Source organism: Burkholderia seminalis (assembly GCF_001718535.1).
Lineage (GTDB): Bacteria > Pseudomonadota > Gammaproteobacteria > Burkholderiales > Burkholderiaceae > Burkholderia > Burkholderia seminalis.
Genome location: NZ_CP013400.1, coordinates 99,830 through 117,919 on the forward strand (window position 1 = coordinate 99,830; position 18,090 = coordinate 117,919).

18 protein-coding genes are annotated in these 18,090 nt (G+C 67.8%); 7 read left to right on the plus strand and 11 right to left on the minus strand.

Annotated elements, in window-relative coordinates:
• Window positions 1–7 precede the first annotated feature (7 nt).
• From WJ12_RS21130 to WJ12_RS21145, 4 genes are all read right to left on the minus strand, one after another.
• Window positions 8–1,093 (minus strand): ATP-binding protein, encoded by a 1,086-nt coding sequence (locus WJ12_RS21130; protein ID WP_059556366.1) that lies wholly within the window; start codon window positions 1,091–1,093, stop codon window positions 8–10.
• Window positions 1,090–1,827, minus strand: a complete 738-nt coding sequence (locus WJ12_RS21135; protein WP_059556365.1) for a response regulator — start codon at window positions 1,825–1,827, stop codon at window positions 1,090–1,092. Before WJ12_RS21135 ends, WJ12_RS21130 begins: the two co-directional genes overlap by 4 nt.
• Before the next feature lie 235 nt (window positions 1,828–2,062).
• Window positions 2,063–2,218, minus strand: a complete 156-nt coding sequence (locus WJ12_RS21140; protein WP_034189706.1) for a DUF3309 family protein — start codon at window positions 2,216–2,218, stop codon at window positions 2,063–2,065.
• A 119-nt stretch (window positions 2,219–2,337) separates the two neighbouring features.
• On the minus strand, window positions 2,338–2,544 hold the full coding sequence (locus WJ12_RS21145; protein ID WP_034189705.1) for a DUF1737 domain-containing protein: 207 nt from the start codon (window positions 2,542–2,544) through the stop codon (window positions 2,338–2,340).
• Between the two features lie 169 nt (window positions 2,545–2,713).
• Between WJ12_RS21145 and WJ12_RS21150 the strand changes: the two genes are divergently transcribed.
• The 6 genes from WJ12_RS21150 (at window position 2,714) to WJ12_RS21175 (ending at window position 8,290) form a co-directional block, all read left to right on the plus strand.
• Window positions 2,714–3,388, plus strand: coding sequence for a histidine phosphatase family protein (locus WJ12_RS21150; protein WP_034189704.1), 675 nt, complete (start codon window positions 2,714–2,716; stop codon window positions 3,386–3,388).
• A 19-nt stretch (window positions 3,389–3,407) separates the two neighbouring features.
• Window positions 3,408–4,439 (plus strand): phosphotransferase, encoded by a 1,032-nt coding sequence (locus tag WJ12_RS21155; protein WP_049032068.1) that lies wholly within the window; start codon window positions 3,408–3,410, stop codon window positions 4,437–4,439.
• A gap of 59 nt (window positions 4,440–4,498) precedes the next feature.
• Window positions 4,499–5,263, plus strand: coding sequence for an SDR family oxidoreductase (locus tag WJ12_RS21160; protein ID WP_034189702.1), 765 nt, complete (start codon window positions 4,499–4,501; stop codon window positions 5,261–5,263).
• A 7-nt stretch (window positions 5,264–5,270) separates the two neighbouring features.
• Window positions 5,271–6,029 carry an SDR family NAD(P)-dependent oxidoreductase gene (locus WJ12_RS21165; RefSeq protein ID WP_059556364.1) on the plus strand — a complete coding sequence of 253 codons (759 nt, stop codon included), beginning with the start codon at window positions 5,271–5,273 and terminating at the stop codon, window positions 6,027–6,029.
• 34 nt (window positions 6,030–6,063) lie between these two features.
• Window positions 6,064–7,308: an acyl-CoA dehydrogenase family protein gene (locus tag WJ12_RS21170; RefSeq protein ID WP_059556363.1), complete on the plus strand. Its 1,245-nt coding sequence runs from the start codon at window positions 6,064–6,066 to the stop codon at window positions 7,306–7,308.
• A 76-nt stretch (window positions 7,309–7,384) separates the two neighbouring features.
• Window positions 7,385–8,290 carry a LysR family transcriptional regulator gene (locus WJ12_RS21175; protein ID WP_034189699.1) on the plus strand — a complete coding sequence of 302 codons (906 nt, stop codon included), beginning with the start codon at window positions 7,385–7,387 and terminating at the stop codon, window positions 8,288–8,290.
• A 146-nt stretch (window positions 8,291–8,436) separates the two neighbouring features.
• Here the strand turns inward: WJ12_RS21175 and WJ12_RS21180 are convergent, their stop codons facing one another.
• Genes WJ12_RS21180 through WJ12_RS21190 form a run of 3 tightly spaced genes read right to left on the minus strand, consistent with a single transcriptional unit; the run spans window position 8,437 to window position 12,164 of the window.
• Window positions 8,437–9,732 (minus strand): MFS transporter, encoded by a 1,296-nt coding sequence (locus tag WJ12_RS21180; protein ID WP_059556362.1) that lies wholly within the window; start codon window positions 9,730–9,732, stop codon window positions 8,437–8,439.
• Between the two features lie 16 nt (window positions 9,733–9,748).
• The gene (locus tag WJ12_RS21185; RefSeq protein ID WP_049032063.1) at window positions 9,749–10,921 is read right to left on the minus strand and encodes a porin; all 1,173 of its coding nucleotides are present in this window, start codon (window positions 10,919–10,921) and stop codon (window positions 9,749–9,751) included.
• A 55-nt stretch (window positions 10,922–10,976) separates the two neighbouring features.
• Window positions 10,977–12,164 carry a M20 aminoacylase family protein gene (locus WJ12_RS21190; RefSeq protein ID WP_059556361.1) on the minus strand — a complete coding sequence of 396 codons (1,188 nt, stop codon included), beginning with the start codon at window positions 12,162–12,164 and terminating at the stop codon, window positions 10,977–10,979.
• A gap of 119 nt (window positions 12,165–12,283) precedes the next feature.
• On the opposite strand from WJ12_RS21190, the gene WJ12_RS21195 reads away from it, so the two are divergent.
• Window positions 12,284–13,201, plus strand: coding sequence for a LysR family transcriptional regulator (locus WJ12_RS21195; RefSeq protein ID WP_059556360.1), 918 nt, complete (start codon window positions 12,284–12,286; stop codon window positions 13,199–13,201).
• Between the two features lie 33 nt (window positions 13,202–13,234).
• Here WJ12_RS21195 and WJ12_RS21200 read toward each other — a convergent pair whose 3' ends face one another.
• From WJ12_RS21200 to WJ12_RS21215, 4 genes are all read right to left on the minus strand, one after another.
• Window positions 13,235–14,359, minus strand: coding sequence for a J domain-containing protein (locus WJ12_RS21200; RefSeq protein WP_069245813.1), 1,125 nt, complete (start codon window positions 14,357–14,359; stop codon window positions 13,235–13,237).
• A gap of 108 nt (window positions 14,360–14,467) precedes the next feature.
• A complete protein-coding gene (locus WJ12_RS21205) occupies window positions 14,468–14,791 on the minus strand; it encodes a DUF4148 domain-containing protein (RefSeq protein WP_034189693.1) in 324 nt (107 codons plus the stop codon).
• A gap of 153 nt (window positions 14,792–14,944) precedes the next feature.
• Window positions 14,945–17,329, minus strand: coding sequence for a DNA polymerase II (locus WJ12_RS21210; RefSeq protein ID WP_059556358.1), 2,385 nt, complete (start codon window positions 17,327–17,329; stop codon window positions 14,945–14,947).
• Window positions 17,330–17,478: 149 nt separating this feature from the next.
• Window positions 17,479–17,694, minus strand: coding sequence for a hypothetical protein (locus WJ12_RS21215; protein ID WP_049035401.1), 216 nt, complete (start codon window positions 17,692–17,694; stop codon window positions 17,479–17,481).
• Window positions 17,695–18,090 lie beyond the last annotated feature (396 nt).

Below are 18,090 nucleotides of genomic sequence, written 5' to 3' on the forward strand. Positions count from 1 at the left end.
CGCCGCGTTACGCCGGGAAGCGCTCGCGGTCGGATGCCGGCACGAGGTTGTCGGGCCACTGCAGCTCGAAGCGCGTGCCGCCCGCGCCGGTCGGCACGCAGATGGCCTCGCCGCGGTGCGCATGCGCGATCGCCGCGACGACGGCGAGCCCGAGGCCGGTGCCGCCGGGTTGCGTATCGTCGATCCGGCGGAATGCCTGGAACACATGGGGCGCGAAATCGGCCGGGATGCCGGGGCCGTCGTCCTCGACGCTCAGCCGGCACATGCCGTGCTCGACGCGCGTCCGGATCCGGATCGCGCCGGGCACCGCATGGCGGCGCGCGTTCTCCAGCAGCGCCAGCAACGCCTGGCGGATGCGGACCGGGTCGCAGCACATGCGCCGCGTATCGAGATCGAGCTCCGGATGCTGGCCGGCGGCCTGCAGCGTGGGCGTGAACACGTCGACCACGGCGCGCACGTCGGCGGCGAGGTCGGCGTCGCGGATCTCGATGCTCAGGTGGCCGCTGTCGGCGAGGCTGACCACGCGCAGATCCTCGATCAGCCGCGTCAACCCCTCGACCTGCGCGAGCAGGCTGCGGTACAGCGCTTCGTTCGGCGTGAACACGCCTTCGGCGAGCCCCTGCAGCCGGCCGCGCAGCACGGTTACGGGCGTGCGCAGCTCGTGCGCGATCGCCGCATTCCAGAAGGTCTGCTCCTCGGTCACGCGCTGCAGCTCGCTCGCGAGCGCGTTGAAGTTGTCGGCGAGCAGCGCGGCTTCGCGCAGCGAACGGTCGCCGGCGACGGCGCGCGCGCGGAGGTCGCCGCGCGCGACGCGGCGGATGCCGTCCGTCACCGAGTTCAGCGGCACGAGGATGCGGCGCGACAGGTTGATCGCGACGACGACCGAGATCAGCAAGCCGACCAGCGTGGTCGAGACGATCCACACCCACTCCGGTCCGCTCGGGAGCCAGCTCTGCGGCTTGAAGTACTCGGGCGAGTACTGGTACAGCAGGTAGTAGAACGCGTAGGCCGTCACGACGATCAGCACCGTGATGCCGAACGCGATCGCGCCCATCGTCAGCGCGATCTGGCGGCTCAGGCCATCGAGTTTCACTCGCCGCTCCACAGTTTGTAGCCGACGCCGCGCACGCTGGCGGGCACGCCTTGTACGCCGAGGTCGTCCAGTTTCTTGCGCAGCTTGCTGACGTGGCTGTCGACCGTACGTTCCAGCGCATCGCCTTCCGGCAGGCAGGTGGCCATCAGCTCGGCGCGGCTGAACACGCGGCGCGGCGCGCGCGCGAGTTGCGCGAGCAGCTTGAATTCGGTGAGCGTCAGCACGAGCGTGTGGCGTGTGCCGCCGACCTCGACCGTCGCTTCGTGATGTTCGAGATCGATCTCGAACGGCGCGGCGCGCAGCACGCGCTGTTCTTCCTGGCGCGAGCCGGCCATCGACCGGCGCAGCACGGCCTGCGCGCGCGCGACGACTTCGGCCGGGTTGAACGGCTTGACCACGTAGTCGTCGGCGCCGATGCGCAGCCCGGTCAGCTTGTCGATGTCCTGGTCGAGCGCGGTCAGCATGATGACCGGCGTGTCGCCGCGATGGCGGATCTCGGCGAGCACCTTCCAGCCGTCGACGTGCGGCATCTGCACGTCGAGCAGCACGAGGTCCGGCTTCAGCGACAGGTGGAGTTCGAGCGCGCGGCGGCCGTCGGCGGCATGCACGGTGCGCAGACCGTTGCGCGCGAAGTAGGCGGTCAGGATCTCGGCGATCTCGGGCTCGTCCTCGGCGATGAGGACGAGCGCTTGCGTGCCCTGGCCGGCGCCGGGAGATGAGGAAAATTCGGGCATGGCCACTCGTTCAGATCCATCGGGGTTCCATCGAGTCGCCATACTACCGCACGGTCCGGTCGATCGAACGAAGGCGGGCAACGCGCCCGGAACAGGTGGGCGAGCGTGCAAGCGTGACGCACGGCACCGCGTGTGCTGCTACGGTTTGCTCGCGTGTGTAAAGAAGTCACGACGGAAGTCCTGGCGCCGGGACTGGAACGCGCGTGCTCATGCAACGGGCACGCGCGTTCGTGCGTCAAATCCGACCCAGCAGCACCAGCACGACGACGATGACGACGATGAGCCCGACCGAGCCCGATGGCCAGTAACCCCAGCTTCGGCTGTGCGGCCATGCAGGAAATGCGCCGATGAGCAGCAGAATCAGAACGATGATGAGGATCGTACCGAGCATCGCATCCCTCCAGAATTTATTCGACACGGTGCTGTCGCAATTTGCGTACCGCGCCGCCGGGGCCGATGCGTCCGTGGGCGCCGCTGCCGCATCGGACGATGCGCGGCGGGCGGCCGGGATTACGCGCCGGCGTCCGTGTCGGTGGCGTCCGGCCAGAGCAGCGCCTGGGCGACGACGACGTGATCGCCGTTGAAGGTGGCGGCGGGCGATCCGTACAGGTGATAGCCGAGCGCCAGTGCATCCGATACACGGTGGCAAAACGTGGCGTCGTCCTTGCCCGTCAGCAAGCGATAGCGAGGCAGGCCGTTGGGCGGGGAATGCGACATGGTCTGGACTCCTGTGAAGGGGGCGGATCGGGCAGTATAAGTCGGACAAACCCGGGCCACCCGCGAGGGCAAGTGTATTTCCGTCATGAATGTCGGTTCATTCAACAAATAAATTTCAAAAATGCTGCCCCGCTGGCTATGCTGAATCCTTCACTCAGGCGGGCATGCGATGGCTGAACTCTTTCTGGTACGGCACGGGCAGGCATCATTCGGCACCGACGACTACGACCGGCTTTCCGCTGCAGGCGAGCAGCAGGGCGCGTGGCTCGGCGAATACTTCGCGCGGCAGGGCCTGACGTTCGATCGCGTGATCCGCGGCACGATGACCCGCCACGCGCAGACGGTCGACGCGATCCTGCGCGGGATGGGCCGCGAGGGCGTACCGGTCGACCGCCATCCCGGCCTGAACGAATACGACTTCCACGGGCTGTTCGCGGCGGCCGCGAGCGACTATCCGGACGTCGCGCGGCTGGCCGCCGGCTCGATGAAGGAGCACTTCCGCGCGCTCCGGCAGGTGCTGCAGCTGTGGACCGAGGACAAGCTCGGCGACGCGGCCCCCGAAACCTGGTCGCATTTCCAGCAGCGCGTCGCCGACGCACGCGCCGCGATCCGCGAGGGCGGCGGTCAGCGCGTGCTCGCGGTGAGTTCCGGCGGCCCGATCGCGGTGACCGTCCAGCAGGTGCTCGCGGCACCGCCGTCGAGCGCGATCGCGCTGAACCTGCAGATCCGCAACAGCAGTCTTTCGCAGTTTTTCTTCAATGCCGATGCGTTCCACCTCGCGTCGTTCAACGGCATCCCGCATCTGGAGGATCCCGAACGGCACGCGTGGCGAACCTACGGCTGACCCACGAACGATCGCGACGATGACGAACCCTTCTCAGCAACTCGACGTAGCCCGCCTGACGCGCTATCTGGAAACGCACGTGCCGGGCTTCGAAGGCCCGGTCGACACGGAGAAGTTTGCCGGCGGCCAGTCGAATCCGACTTTCCTGCTGAACGCGAAGAGCGGCCGCTATGTATTGCGCCGCCAGCCGCCGGGCGAACTGCTGAAGTCCGCGCACGCGGTCGACCGCGAATTCCGCGTGCTGACCGCGCTGTCGGGCACCGCGGTGCCGGTCGCGCGCCCGTATCACCTCTGCGAGGACCGCGACGTGATCGGCAGCCTGTTCTACGTGATGAGTTTCGAGGACGGCCGGATCTTCTGGGATCCCGCGCTGCCGGAACTGCCGCGGGCCGATCGCGCGACGTGCTACGACGCGCTGCTGCGGACGATGGCCGCACTGCACGACGTCGATGTCGACGCGGTGGGCCTGGCCGACTACGGCCGCCCCGGCAACTACTTCGAGCGCCAGATCGGCGTGTGGACGAAGCAGTATCGCGCGGCCGAAACGGGGCGCCTCGACGCGATGGAGACGCTGATCGACTGGCTGCCGAACGCGTGCCCCGAGGATACGGGCCGGCCGGCGCTGGTGCACGGCGATTTCCGGATCGACAACCTGATGTTCGCGCATGACGGTTATCGCGTGCAGGCCGTGCTCGACTGGGAACTGTCGACGCTCGGCAACCCGCTCGCCGATCTCGCATATTTCTGCATGTGCCTGCGGCTGCCGTCCGGCGGGCAGGTGCGCGGGCTCGCGGGCCAGGATCGCGCGGCGCTCGGGATTCCCGACGAAGCGGCGATCGTCGCGCGCTATTGCGAGCTGCGCGGCATCGCGCCGATTCGCGACTGGCACTTCTACCTCGCGTTCAGTTTCTTCCGGCTCGCGGCGATCGCGCAGGGTGTGAAGGCGCGCGCGCTGCAGGGCAACGCATCGAGCGAGCAGGCGCTGCGTGTCGGCGAAATGGCCGGCCGGCTCGCCGAACTGGCGGTCGGCGTGATCGACGCGCATCGCTGAGCGCGCCAGGGTCGCCGGGCGGCGACACGACAATCCAATCAATGGAGGAGCACAGCAACATGGCAACGAACCTGTTCGACCTGACGGGCAAGATCGCACTGGTGACGGGCGCAAGCCGCGGCATCGGCGAGGAAATCGCGAAGCTGCTCGCGGAGCAGGGCGCGCACGTGATCGTGTCGAGCCGCAAGCTCGACGACTGCCAGGCCGTGGCCGACGCGATCGTCGCGGCGGGCGGCCGCGCGGAGGCGCTGGCGTGTCACGTCGGGCGTCTGGAGGATATCGCCGCGACGTTCGAGACCATTCGCGGCAAGCACGGGCGGCTCGACATCCTCGTGAACAACGCGGCCGCGAACCCGTATTTCGGGCATATCCTCGATACCGATCTCGCCGCGTACGAGAAGACCGTCGACGTGAACATCCGCGGCTACTTCTTCATGTCGGTCGAGGCCGGCAAGCTGATGAAGGAACACGGCGGCGGCGCGATCGTCAACACGGCGTCGGTCAACGCACTGCAGCCGGGCGACCGGCAGGGCATCTACTCGATCACGAAGGCGGCCGTCGTCAACATGACGAAGGCGTTCGCGAAGGAATGCGGGCCGCTCGGCATCCGCGTGAACGCGCTGCTGCCGGGGCTCACGAAGACGAAGTTCGCGGGCGCGCTGTTCGCCGACAAGGACATCTACGAGACGTGGAAGGCGAAGATCCCGCTGAAGCGCCACGCGGAGCCGCGCGAGATGGCCGGCACCGTGCTGTACCTCGTGTCGGATGCGGCGAGCTACACGAACGGCGAATGCATCGTCGTCGACGGCGGCCTGACGATCTGAGCGCGCGATGAAAATCGACAGCTACGCCGGGCAGGCCGTGATGATCACCGGCGCCGCGAGCGGCTTCGGCGCATTGCTCGCGAGCGAACTCGCCGCGATGGGCGCGCGGCTCGCGCTCGGCGACCTGAACGGCGACGCGCTCAAACGCGTGGCCGCGCCGCTGCGCGCGGCCGGTGCCGACGTGATCGCGCAGCGTTGCGACGTGCGCGTCGAAGCGGAGGTGGCTTCGCTGGTGCATGAGGCCGCCGCGCGCTTCGGGCGGCTCGACGTCGGCATCAACAACGCGGGCATCGCGCCGCCGCTGAAGGCGCTGATCGATACCGACGAAGCCGATCTCGACCTGAGCTTCGCGGTGAACGCGAAGGGCGTGTTTTTCGGGATGAAGCATCAGATCCGCCAGATGCTCGCGCAGCGCGAAGGCGTGATCCTGAACGTCGCGTCGATGGCCGGGCTCGGCGGCGCGCCGAAGCTCGCCGCGTACGCGGCGTCGAAGCATGCGGTGGTCGGGCTGACGAAAACGGCCGCGCTCGAATACGCGCGCCACGGCATCCGTGTGAACGCGGTGTGCCCGTTCTACAGCACGACGCCGATGGTCACCGACAGCGATATCGGCGAGCGCCAGGACTTCCTCGCGCAGGGCTCGCCGATGAAGCGGCTCGGCCGGCCCGACGAAATCGTCGCGACGATGCTGACGCTGTGCGCAAAGGAAAACACTTATCTGACCGGGCAGGCCGTCGCCGTCGACGGCGGTGTCTCGGCCTTCTGACCGAACGGAACACGACAATCTCGAGGAGTCGATCATGGACTTTGGCTATACCCCGAAAGTGGAGGCGCTGCGCGAACGCGTGAGCGCGTTCATGGACGCGCACATCGTGCCGCGCATCCGCCAGTGGAACGAGGAAGTGCACGCGGGCCGGTATCCGGTGTCGTTCATGGAGGAACTGAAGGAGCGTGCGAAGGCGGAAGGGCTGTGGAACCTGTTCCTGCCGCACCTGAAGGACGACGAGCCCGGCACGGGCCTGACGAACCTCGAATACGCGCCGCTCGCCGAGATCATGGGGCGCGTGGGCTGGGCGTCGGAAGTGTTCAACTGCAACGCGCCGGACACCGGCAACATGGAGCTGCTGCACATGTTCGCGACGCCCGAGCAGCGCGAACAGTGGCTGCTGCCGCTGCTGCGCGGCGAGATCCGCTCGGCGTTCGCGATGACGGAGCCGGACGTGGCGTCGTCGGATGCGACCAACATCACGACGCGCATCGAGCGCGTGGGCGACGAATACGTGATCAACGGCCGCAAGTGGTTCATCACGAACGCCGCGCATCCGAACTGCAAGATCTTCATCGTGATGGGCAAGACCGATCCCGACGCCGAGTCGCACCGGCAGCAGAGCATGATTCTCGTGCCGCGCGACACGCCGGGCGTGACGGTCGTGCGCAACATCACGGTGGTCAACCACTACGCGCCGGAAGGGCACTGCGAGATCACGTTCGACAACGTGCGCGTGCCGGCGCGCAACCTGCTCGGCGAGGAAGGCAGCGGCTTCGCGCTCGCGCAGGCGCGCCTCGGGCCGGGGCGCATCCACCACTGCATGCGCTCGATCGGCGCGGCCGAACTGGCGCTGGAGCTGATGGTCGACCGCGCGCAGTCGCGTGTCGCGTTCGGCAAGCCGTTGAACCGGCACGGCACGGTTGGCGAATGGATCGCACGCTCGCGCATCGAGATCGATCAGGCGCGCCTGCTGGTACTGAAGGCCGCATGGATGATCGACAAGGTCGGCGCGAAGGCCGCGCGCAAGGAAATCTCGATGATCAAGGCGCTCGTGCCGACGGTTTATACGGACGTATGCGACCGCGCGATGCAGGTGTTCGGCGCGGCGGGGTTGAGCCCCGATACGCCGCTCGCCGACCTGTGGACGTGGGGCCGCGCGCTGCGCTTCGCCGACGGCCCGGACGAGGTGCACCTGCAGGCGATCGCGCGGATGGAGATCAAGGACGGCGAGCCCGGTTCGACGGCGCCTTACCTGACGCCGCCGCCGCGCGGCTGAGCGGCGGCACGATCGGCCGGGCGACATGGACGAACGAGCGGCGCGCGCCGTAAGATGCCGGCAAGGAGATCCGGCGATGCGCTTGACGAAGATTGATCTGAACCTGTTCGTCGTATTCGAGGCGATCTACAACAAGCGCAACCTGACGCGCGCGGCCGAGGTGCTGAACCTCACGCAGCCGGCCGTCAGCAATGCGCTGGCGCGGCTGCGCAAGACGCTGAACGATCCGCTGTTCGTCAGCACGCCGGCCGGGATGATGCCGACGCCGATGGCCGAGAACATCGTCGGCCGCGTGCGCGAGGCGCTGCAACTGCTCGATTCGAGCGCGCACGAAGGCGACGTGTTCGATCCGGCGTCTTCGGAGCGCGTGTTCCGGCTCAGCATGAGCGACCTGACCGAAGCGCTGCTGCTGCCCGCGCTCGGCGAGCTGCTGCAGACGCATGCGCCCGGCATGCACGTGCGCAGCTACACGATGGATCGCCGCGAAGTCGCGACCGCGCTCGCGAACGGCTCGGTCGACATCGCGATCGACGCGCCGCTGATCGGCGATCCGCATCTGCACCAGGCGTTGCTCGTGCGTGACCGCTACGCGTGCATGATCCGCGACGATCATCCGTTCAGGGGCGACACGCTCACCATGGACGACTACCTGTCGATGGGGCACATCCACGTGTCGAGCCGCCGCAAGGGCAGCGGGCACGTCGATGCGGAACTGACGCGCCTCGGGCTGCGTCGCAACATCCAGATGCGGGTGCAGCACTACATGGTCGCGCCGCTGATCGCGATGCGCGGCGATCTCGCGCTCACCGCGCCGCTGCGGCTGCTGCAGCGCTATCCGGCGCGCATCCTCGAACTGCCGTTCGAGATGCCGGGGCTCGACTACTTCTGCTACTGGCACCGCAGCGCGGATCAGGACCAGGGCAGCCAGTGGCTGCGCGAGCAACTGATGACGCTGATGGGCGGAATCGGCGACGTGCGGTGACGCAGCCGGGCAGCAACGGCCACTCGGCATCGCCCTCGACGTGTCGTCATGCTCGGCTTCGTGGCCGAAGCTGCGGCTCATCCCGTAGCACGACGATTCGACCGGCGGCGCCTCTCCGATGCGTCGCGGCGCCTACGCCGAACCGCTTACCCGCGTGTGCCGTCGCCACCGGTTTCCTCCGTGAACAACGCGAGGCCGGCAAGACTGGCTGCGCAGCAGGCCATCACATACCAGGCAGGCGCATAGAAGCTGCCGGTCGCACGCCACATCATGCCGACGATCAGTTGCGCAAAGCCGCCGAAGATCGTGACGCCGAGCGCATAGATCATCCCGAGCGACGTCGCGCGCACTTCGGGGCGCAGTGCCTCGAGGATCATCACGAAACAGGCCGGACTCGACAGCGTCATCAGGCCGATCAGAAGGGCGACGACGACGATGGCGGTCGTCACCGACGGCCACGCGTGCATCGCGTAAAAGGCGGGTAGGACGAGCAGGGCCGACACGACGCAGACGCTGCGCACCAGCGGCTTGCGGCGGCGGAGCCGGTCCGCGAGCCGTCCCGCGAACGGCGAGCCGGCCAGCAGCACGACGCCGGCCGTGCAGCCCGACAGCAGCGATACCGATGCCGGCATACCCGTCGTCAACGTCAGGAACGACGGCAGGAAGAACACGATCGTGTACATCGTCGACGTGCCGCCGATCACGAGCAACGTGCCAGCCGCGATCAACCGCCATGGAATGCGCACGCGCTCGTGCATAACACCGGATGTCGCGTGCGGCAGCGTGTCGTCGAGGTGACGCCGCAGGTAGAATCCAACCGGCCCGATCAGCAGGCCGAGCATGAACGGCACACGCCAGCCCCACGCATGCAGCGCGTCGGGCGACAGCGTGCGTGACAGCGTCAGCGCGACGAGTGCGCCGACGAGTGCCGCTCCGCCCTGGCTCGCCATCTGCCAGCTCACGAGTTCGCCGCGCCGGCGGGTGCCGCCCGATTCCATCAGCAACGTCGTCGCCGCGCCCACTTCGCCGCCGGCCGAGAAACCCTGCAGCAGACGCCCGACGACGATCAGCAACGGCGCCGCGATGCCGATCTGCGCGTAGGTCGGCGCGAAACCGATCAGCCCGGTGCCGAGCGCCATCAACGCGACGGTCAGCACGAGCGCCGGCTTGCGCCCGACGCGATCCGCATACGCGCCGATCGCGACACTGCCGAGCGGCCGCGCGACGAAGCCGACGCCGAACGTCGCGAGCGACAGCATCAACGCGCCCGTGTCGCTCGAGGCGGGGAAGAACAGCTTGCCGATCAGCGCCGCGAAAAAACTGTAGACGGTGAAATCGAAAAATTCGAGCCCGTTGCCGAGTGCGGCCGCGACGATCGTGCGGCGCATCGGGCGCTGTCCGGCATCCGCCGGGAGGGCGGCCGTGCGATTCAGTGTGTTCATCGAAGAGCGGCCCTGGTCAGAAGTTGTGATACATGCCGAGCGACATCGTGACCGGCGTCGTCCCGGTGCGCGGCGCGGTGCTGCCGGGCTCGGTCGGCAACGGATTGCCGTTCAGCAGGACGGTCGAGATCCCGTAGTTGCGGATGAAACCGGCGCGGGCATAGAGGCCGGTGCGCTTCGACAGCAGGTAGTCGTAGCCGAGCATCACGCCGAGCGCCGAGTCCTTCGCCGGCCGGCCGGTTGCGTCGCGCACGCCCGACGTGTCGCGGTAGACGACCGACGCGCGGATCGCATTGACCCCGAACGGCACGATCGTGCCGACCGTGTAGACGCGCGCGATACCGTCGCCGGCCAGCTTCGGCGCGTACTGGTTGAAGGACGCGGACAGCACGAGCCGCCCGGTGTCGTGGACGACGCCGAATCCGTACAGGTCGTTGCGCACGGTGCTCGCGCCATTGACGCCCCAGGCCTGGTTGTAGCTCGCCGCCAGATAGGTGGTGCCGTTGTACCACTGCAGCAGCACCCCTTGTGCGGAGGCGGCCGGTGCGCGTCCGGCCACGTTGCTCGGGGCGAGCATCAGCATCAGCGACGTGGTGCCGGCGACGATCGGCGTGCGGTATGTGATCGCGTTGTCGATGCGCGCCGGCAACTGTGTCGCGCCCGGGCCGAGGTCCGAGTTGTAGCCGACGCCACGGCTCGTTTGCACCGCCGCCGCACCGAGCCACGTATAGACCGAGTTCGTGCCCACCGTGCCGAACACGTCGATGAACAGCGGCAGTGCCGTTCCGATCTGCTTGCCGAAACGCAGCCGGCCGTAGCTGTCCGACGACAGGCCGACCCAGGATTGCCGGTTGTAGGTCGATTGCGGGTCCTGCTGCGCACCGCTGTTGGCGAGAAATCCGCTCTCGAGATTGAACTCGGCGCGCCAGCCGCCGCCGAGGTTCTCGCGGCCGAACAGGCCGAACTTCGACGTCCACTCACCGCCGCTCTGCGTCTGCCACAACGAGCGGCCGCCGACCGTCTGGTAATTGATCCCCATGTCCACCGAGCCGTACAGTGCGACGCCTTCCGCCATGCGGCCGTTGTACTCGGGGACGGCGGCGAGCAGCGTGTCCTGGTACGGCACGGCACGCGCGTGGCCTGCGCCGAGTGCAAGGCAGGCGGCGCTCAGTGCAATTCGTTTTTTCATTTGGATTCCTTATCGTGATGGCAGCGGATACGTCGCCTTTCCCCGCACGCGCTCGTCAGATGACCTTCAGGTAGCGCTCGGCGACCCCGGCGAGATAGGCCGCGCCCCAACTCAGCGCGGTGTCGTTGAAGTCGTAACCGGGGTTGTGCACCGAACAGCCGCCTTGCGAATCGACGCCGTTGCCGAGCAGCACGTAGCAACCCGGCACGCATTCGGTCATCCACGAGAAGTCCTCGCTGCCCATCACGCCGTCGGGCAAGAGCGTGAGCGCGCCGTCGCCGGCCAGCGCCGCGATGGTCTCCACCGCGAGATCCGACGCGGCAGGGTTGTTGTCGACGACGCGCGAGATCGATTGGTAGTCGACCTGCGCGGTCATGCCGTACGCTTGCGCATGCGTGTCGACGATCCGGTGGATTCGCGCCTCGATTTCATTGCGCGTGGCCGCGTCGAGTGCGCGCACCGACAACTGCAGCGTTGCGCTGTGCGGAATCACGTTCGGCGCGGTGCCTGCGTGAAACGTGCCGACGGTCACGACCGCCGGCTTCGCCGGGTCGATGTTGCGGGAGACGATCGACTGCAGCGCGGTGACGATGTATGCGCCCGCGACGATCGGATCGCTCGCGAGCTGCGGCATCGCCCCGTGGCCGCCATTGCCGGTCAGCGTGATCGTCACCGAATCGGACGACGCCATCATCGGGCCGTAGCGCAGCGCGAAATGACCGACCGGCACGCCCGGCGCGTTGTGCAGCGCATACACTCGCTCGCACGGGAATCGCTCGAACAGACCGTCGTCGATCATCCGCTTCGCGCCGCCGAGCCCTTCCTCGGCCGGTTGGAAGATCAGGTTCAGCGTGCCGTCGAAACGCCCCTGGCGGGCGAGATAGTGTGCCGCGGCGAGCAGGATCGCCGTATGGCCGTCGTGCCCGCACGCGTGCATCGTGCGCTCGACGGTGCTCGCATACGGCAGCCCTGTCGCCTCCTGGATCGGCAGCGCGTCCATGTCGGCGCGCAGGCCGAGCGTGCGCGCCGATGCGCCGCGCCGCAACCGGCCGACGACGCCGGTCCCGCCGACACCGGTCGTCACGTCATAGCCCCATTCGGCCAGCCGTTCGGCGACGAGCCGCGCGGTGCGGGTTTCGGCGAAGCCGAGTTCGGGATGGGCGTGGATGTCGCGCCGGATCGCGATGAATCGGGACTCGGACTCGCGGATGGCCGCGAGCACGTGAGCAAGGTCCTGCGTCATTGATGAGCTCCATGAGATCGGCCGCCTCGCGACCGTCACGGCCAAGCATAGGGAGACCCACCCGCTCAAAAAACTCACCAATTTTGATATAAATAACTTCCGGTGATACATTCCACATCATGAAAACCCATCAATTGCGCGCACTCGTCGCCGTGGCGACGGCCGGTAGCATCAAGGGCGCCGCAGCCGCGCTGCACGTGACCCAGCCGGCGGTCAGCAAGGCGATCCAGGAGATGGAGAACGAGTTCGGCGTGCCGCTGCTCGAGCGCATGCCGTGGGGCGTCGTGCCGACGCCGGAAGGCGACGCGCTGCTCGGGCGTGCGCAGGCGGTGGTCCGCGAGCTCGAACGGGCGCGCGAGGACATGGCGCACATGAAGGGCTTGCGCGACGGCCGGCTCGTGATCGGCTTCACGCCGATCGTCGCGGTGACGGGCTTCGCGGATGCGTATGCGGCGTTTCGCCGTCACTGGCCGCACGTCGAGTGCGAACTGCGCGAGCTGACGTTCACCCAGCTCGCCGAGCAGTTGCGCAACCGGACACTCGACCTCGCGTTTGCGGCCGTCACGGGCCCGCTCGCCGAATCGGCCGACGTGAAGGCGATTCGCGCCTTCGACACCGTGTTCGTCACGCGCGAGAACGGACGTTTTGCCGGCGCGACGTCGCTCGATGCGCTGCGCGAAGCGGAGTGGATCCACGCCGACGCGAGCGAGAGCTTTCCCGCGTACATCCGCGATCTGCACGAGCGGGCGGGGCTGCCGCCGCCGCACTGCGTCACCCGCTGTACGTCGTATGCGCTGTTCTACAGCCTGCTCTTGACCACCGACGCCGTCTTTTCGTGGACCCGGCACTCGCTCGCCGAGACCGTTTTCGGCCAGAAGCTAACGCCGTTGCCGCTGCCGATGTCACCGCCGCCGCTTCAACTGTACCGGCTCACGCCACCGGGGCTGCAGCTGACACGGCCCGCCTCCGACTTCCTCGCGTATGTCGAAACCGCATTCGCATCGCAGCCGGTCGTCGGGAAGGTTCCGTCGCGTTGATGCTCGGCAACTGCGGGTTGCTCGGCGACGCGCCTAGAAAGAATCGTCGTCGAAGCGCGACGAAGCCGGCCGGCGCTTCATGTCCTTCAGCCAGTCGCGGACGTTTTCCGGATCGTCGAACTCGCGCAGCGTCACGGTCAGGTCGTGGTTGCTGCGCTGCATCGCGGCGATGTCGCGCGTGAGCGTGCGCATCACGGTATCGGGCGCCAGCTTGACCGATGGCGCGATCCCGTAAGTTCGCCGGAAGTCGTTCTCGACGTGCCGGATCTCCTGATCGAGCTCGCGAATCTGCTCCTCCAGGATGCCGTTGTAGCGGGTCAGCCGGTCTTCGCTCAGGCCGTCGATCGCGCGCCGGTCGATCTGTTCGATCTCCAGCTGCAGTTCCAGCAATTGCAGCAGGTTGCCTTTTGCATACGCGTGGTTGACCCGCTGCATCAGCACGGTCTTGCGTGCCTGCTCCTGCGGATCGGTTTCGCGATCGGGGTGCAGCGCGCTCGCGAGCTTGCGATAGACCTCGCGGATCGACTTGCTCGATTCGGCCTGCTCGGCTTCGCGCCTCGCCGCCGCGGCCGATTGCCGGGGTGCTTTCCTGCGTTTGGCGCGCTGTGCCTCGCGGGCCTCGTGGGCGGCCATGTCGCGCTCGAACTGTTCGTCCAGCTCGGCTTGCATGCGCTCGGCGAGTTCGTCGGGCGACAGCATGTCGAGATCGTCCGCCGGCGCTACGTCGGGAGTCGGCTCCGCATGCTGCTTCGCCGGTGCGTGATCGGCCGCCGGGAGGTCGTCGTCCGATTTGGCGTGCCGGTTGTAGATGATTTTCAACTGCGCGTCGTCGCTGAAGTCGAGCAGGTTGCGCGCCATGTCGGCGATCAGCGCGGACAGCGTGCACTGCTCGGCCTTGCTCAAGCCCTTCTGCAGGAACGCGTCGTCGAGCAGATTGAGCAAGCGGATCCGCAACGCGGTCGACGCCTGTTCGAGCGGCAGCAGCCCGTCGACGAATTTCTTCTGGAACGCGGGCATCACGGCGTCCCACGCGCCGAGCCGCTCGCGCCGCTGCTCGATCTGCTTGACGAGCGTATTGAACGTTTTCTGGGCTTTCGACAGGCTGGCTGCTTCGTGGCCGGGTGCGATGACGACCGCGGCACCGCGACGTGCGGTCATGATGAAGGTTCTCCGGCCGCGGCGGGAGGCGCGGCAGGCCGGTATTTTAGCCGGACGCGCGGCGAGCGGCCCGGCGGCGTTCTGTCCCGACGCAACCGGCCGCGCGCGTTACGGCTTCACGGTCGCCACCGCCGGCGTGCCCGCTTCCGTAGCCGGTGCGCCGTTCGATCCGTAGGCCGCCTCGGCGTGCTCGCGTTCGGCGAGGCGCTTGGCGGCCAGGCGTTCCTGCGCGGCGACGATGTCGCCCGGATAGTTGTCACCGTCGGCGGCAATCGGCACGTAGCCGACCGATTCGAGGTCGAACAGCTCCTGGCGGACCTGGGCGCGCGTGAGCGTCGAGTGAGACGACTGCGCGTACGACACGGCCGGCGCGGCGAGCAGAGCGGTGGCGGTAGCGGCGACGGCGGCGATGGTGACGATGACGGATTTCACGGTTTCCTCAGACGGTTTCGTTACGGTCCTGCACGCATTCGCTTGGCTGAACCGACGATGCAAGTTTAGGAACCCGCACCGTCCGGATAAATGGAGAATCCGTTCCAGCAGTGTTTCAGAACGAGTAAGAATGAGCCGCGCGACGCCGGCGCGTCAGTCGCCGAACAATTGCCCCTGCCCCGAGATCACGCGCTCGAAATCGTCCCGCAGGAACGGCAGGATCGCGTCGGCGACGGGCTGGAGCTGGCGGCTCAGGTAGAACGCATAGTCGATCGGCGAGCGCATCGTTTCGAGCGGCTCGGGGCCGGCCGTCGTCATCACGTAGCTGATCCAGCCGCCGCGCTGATACTGCAGCGGCCGGCCCTGCGCGTGGTTGAACTCGTCGGCGATCCGCGCGGCGCGCACTTGCGGCGGCACGTTGCGTTCGTATTCGCGCAGCGGCCGGCGCACGCGCTTGCGGTAGACGAGCTGGTCGTCGAATTCGCCGGCCAGCGTGCGCCGCACGTAGTCGCGGATGAAATCCTGGTACGGCTCGCGCCGGAACACGCGCCGGTACAGCTCGCGCTGGAACTGCTGCGCGAGCGGCGTCCAGTCGGTGCGTACCGTCTCGAGCCCCTTGAAGACGAGGTCCTCGCCGCCGCCGGCCGCGGCCGCGAGGCCCGCGTAGCGCTTCTTGCTGCCTTCTTCCGCGCCGCGCACGGTCGGCATCAGGAAGCGGCGGTAGTGCCGCTCGTACTGCAGTTCCAGCGCGCTCTCGAGCCCGAAGCGGTCGCGCAGGTGCGCCTGCCACCAGCGGTTCACGTGCCCGACGAGCGCGCGGCCCTTCGCGCCGGCCTCGTCGTCGTCGTGCGCGCGGCCGAGCCACACGAACGTCGAATCGGTATCGCCGTAGATCACTTCGTAACCCTGCGCCTCGATCAGCTCGCGCGTGCGGTGCATGATCTCGTGGCCGCGCATCGTGATCGACGACGCGAGGCGCGGGTCGAAGAAGCGGCAACCCGTCGAGCCGAGCACGCCGTAGAACGAATTCATGATGATCTTCAGTGCCTGCGACAGCGGCGCGTTGCGCTGCCGCTTCGCATCGTCGCGGCCTTCCCATACGCGGCGCACGACATCGGGCAGGCAATGCGCGGTGCGCGAGAAACGCGCGCCGAGAAAGCCGGGCACCGAGGCGTCGTCGCCGGGGTTCGCGAGTCCTTCGATCAGGCCGACCGGATCGATCAGGAACGTGCGGATGATCGACGGATAAAGGCTCTTGTAATCGAACACGAGCACCGAGTCGTACAGCCCGGGGCGCGAATCCATCACGAAGCCGCCGGGGCTGTTCTGTCCCGTCACGTCGCCGAGGTTCGGCGCGACGTAGCCGAGCCGGTGCATGCGCGGCAGGTACAGGTGCGTGAACGCCGCGACCGAGCCGCCGGTGCGATCGGCCGCGAGGCCCGTGACGCTCGCGCGTTCGAGCGCGAAGGACAGCAGGTCGGCCTTGTCGAAAATGCGCGTGACGAGCTCGCAGTCCTTCAGGTTGTAGCGTGCGAGCGCCGGCTTGTCGTGATCGAAGCGGCGCTGGATTTCGTCCATCCGCTGGTACGGGTTGTCGATCGACTTGCCTTCGCCGAGCAGCGCTTGCGACACGTACTCGAGGCTGAACGACGGAAAGGTCCACGTCGCGGATTTCAGCATGTCGATGCCGTCGAGGATCAGCCGGCCGGCCGCGCCCGCGAAGAAGTGGTCGGGCTGCTGGCCGTGCGCCCGCCAGTCGAGCACGCTGCCGCCGCGCCCGAGCTTCAGCGGGATGCCGTATTGCTCCGCATGCGCATGCAGGATGCGCAAGTCGAATTGCACGAGGTTCCAGCCGATCACCGCATCGGGATCGTGCGCGTCGAACCATTCGTTGAGCCGCGCGAGCAGCGCGGGCCGGGTATCGCAGTAGTCGAGGTCGAAATCCAGGGGGCCGGCATCGCCGCTTGCATCGCCGTTGGGCGGGCCGAGCATGTAGACCTGCCGTTGCCCGCAGCCTTCGAGCGCGATCGAATACAGCTCGCCGTGGACGCTGGTTTCGATGTCGAGCGACACGCAGCGCAGCGTCGGGCGGTAGCCGTCGGCGGGCTTCAGTTCGCCGACGGTCAGCGTGCCGTCGCGACCGGGCTGGCCGCGAAACTGCACGGACGCCGTGATGAAGCGCTCCATCGCGTAGCGGTCGGGCGGCTGCACGTCGGCCTCGTAGACGTCGACGCCGGCGGCGGCCAGGCGCTTCTGGAGCGCGGACAGATGACGGTAGCGCTTGCAATAGAGGCCGACGACCGGGCGCTGCCGGAAGTCGCGCAGCGCGAGCGGACGCAATTCGGCTTCGCGCTCGCCGGCCAGCGCGCGTTCGGCGAGTGCCTGCTGTTCGGCCGGAATGAACGCGACGGCTTCCTGCGGGCGCAAGCGCACGCGGCGCGGACCGTGTTCGGTTGCCAGCCAGAACTCGATCTCGATGCCGGATGCGGTGTCCCGCCAGTGGCGGGTGAGGATGAAACCCTGCTCGAACGCCGTCAAAACGCTTGCTCGTCGTGAATGCCCAGGCCGCGGATTTTAGCGCCTGGCCCGGGTTCACGCTCGCGCCGGCCGCGCGCGAAGCCGGCAGCGCTCGAACGGTTCGCGTTCCGCGGCGGCGGGTTGCCTGCCCGGTTGCGGATCGTCCGTGCTCAACCGAACTGCGCGCTCAGCCATCCTTTGGCCCATTGGGTCGCGTAGGCGACTGCATCATCGCGCGCATCGAAGCCGGCGAGATCGCCGCTGGCGTGCACTTCCCGTTCATCTCCGTCCAGGAGAATCGTGGTGATCCGCGCATGCGCGATGTATTCGCCGTCCGCCCTGCGCGGTGTCGGGTCGATCCGGAAACGTGTCGTGTCGAAGCGCATGGGCGCCTCCCTGTCGGGTTACCGCGAGTGGGCTGGCGCGGGAGGGTGAAGAATGGACCCGCAAACCGGATGCCGCCCGCAGGGAGAGGAGAAAGCCCGCTGCTCCGGAACTGCTTCGGAGCCACGCTCAAGCGACGGGACAGGAAGGGGGCATCACGGCCGCTCGACGGCGCCGGGGCGATCGGTCGCAGTGAGGGGCCCGATCGAATTCAAGGAGGGACGCGGCGCAACGCGCCGGAATCGGCCGCCGGTCATCCGTCGCCTCGATCGTACGCCGTTCAATCCGTTTGTATAGCGAAATTTCGAGCGGATTTCCGCAGCCGCGACGGGCCTTCGCGCCGCGGCGACGGCATGCACGGCAGCGGTAGCGCGTATAGTGGAGCAAGCGCTGTTCAG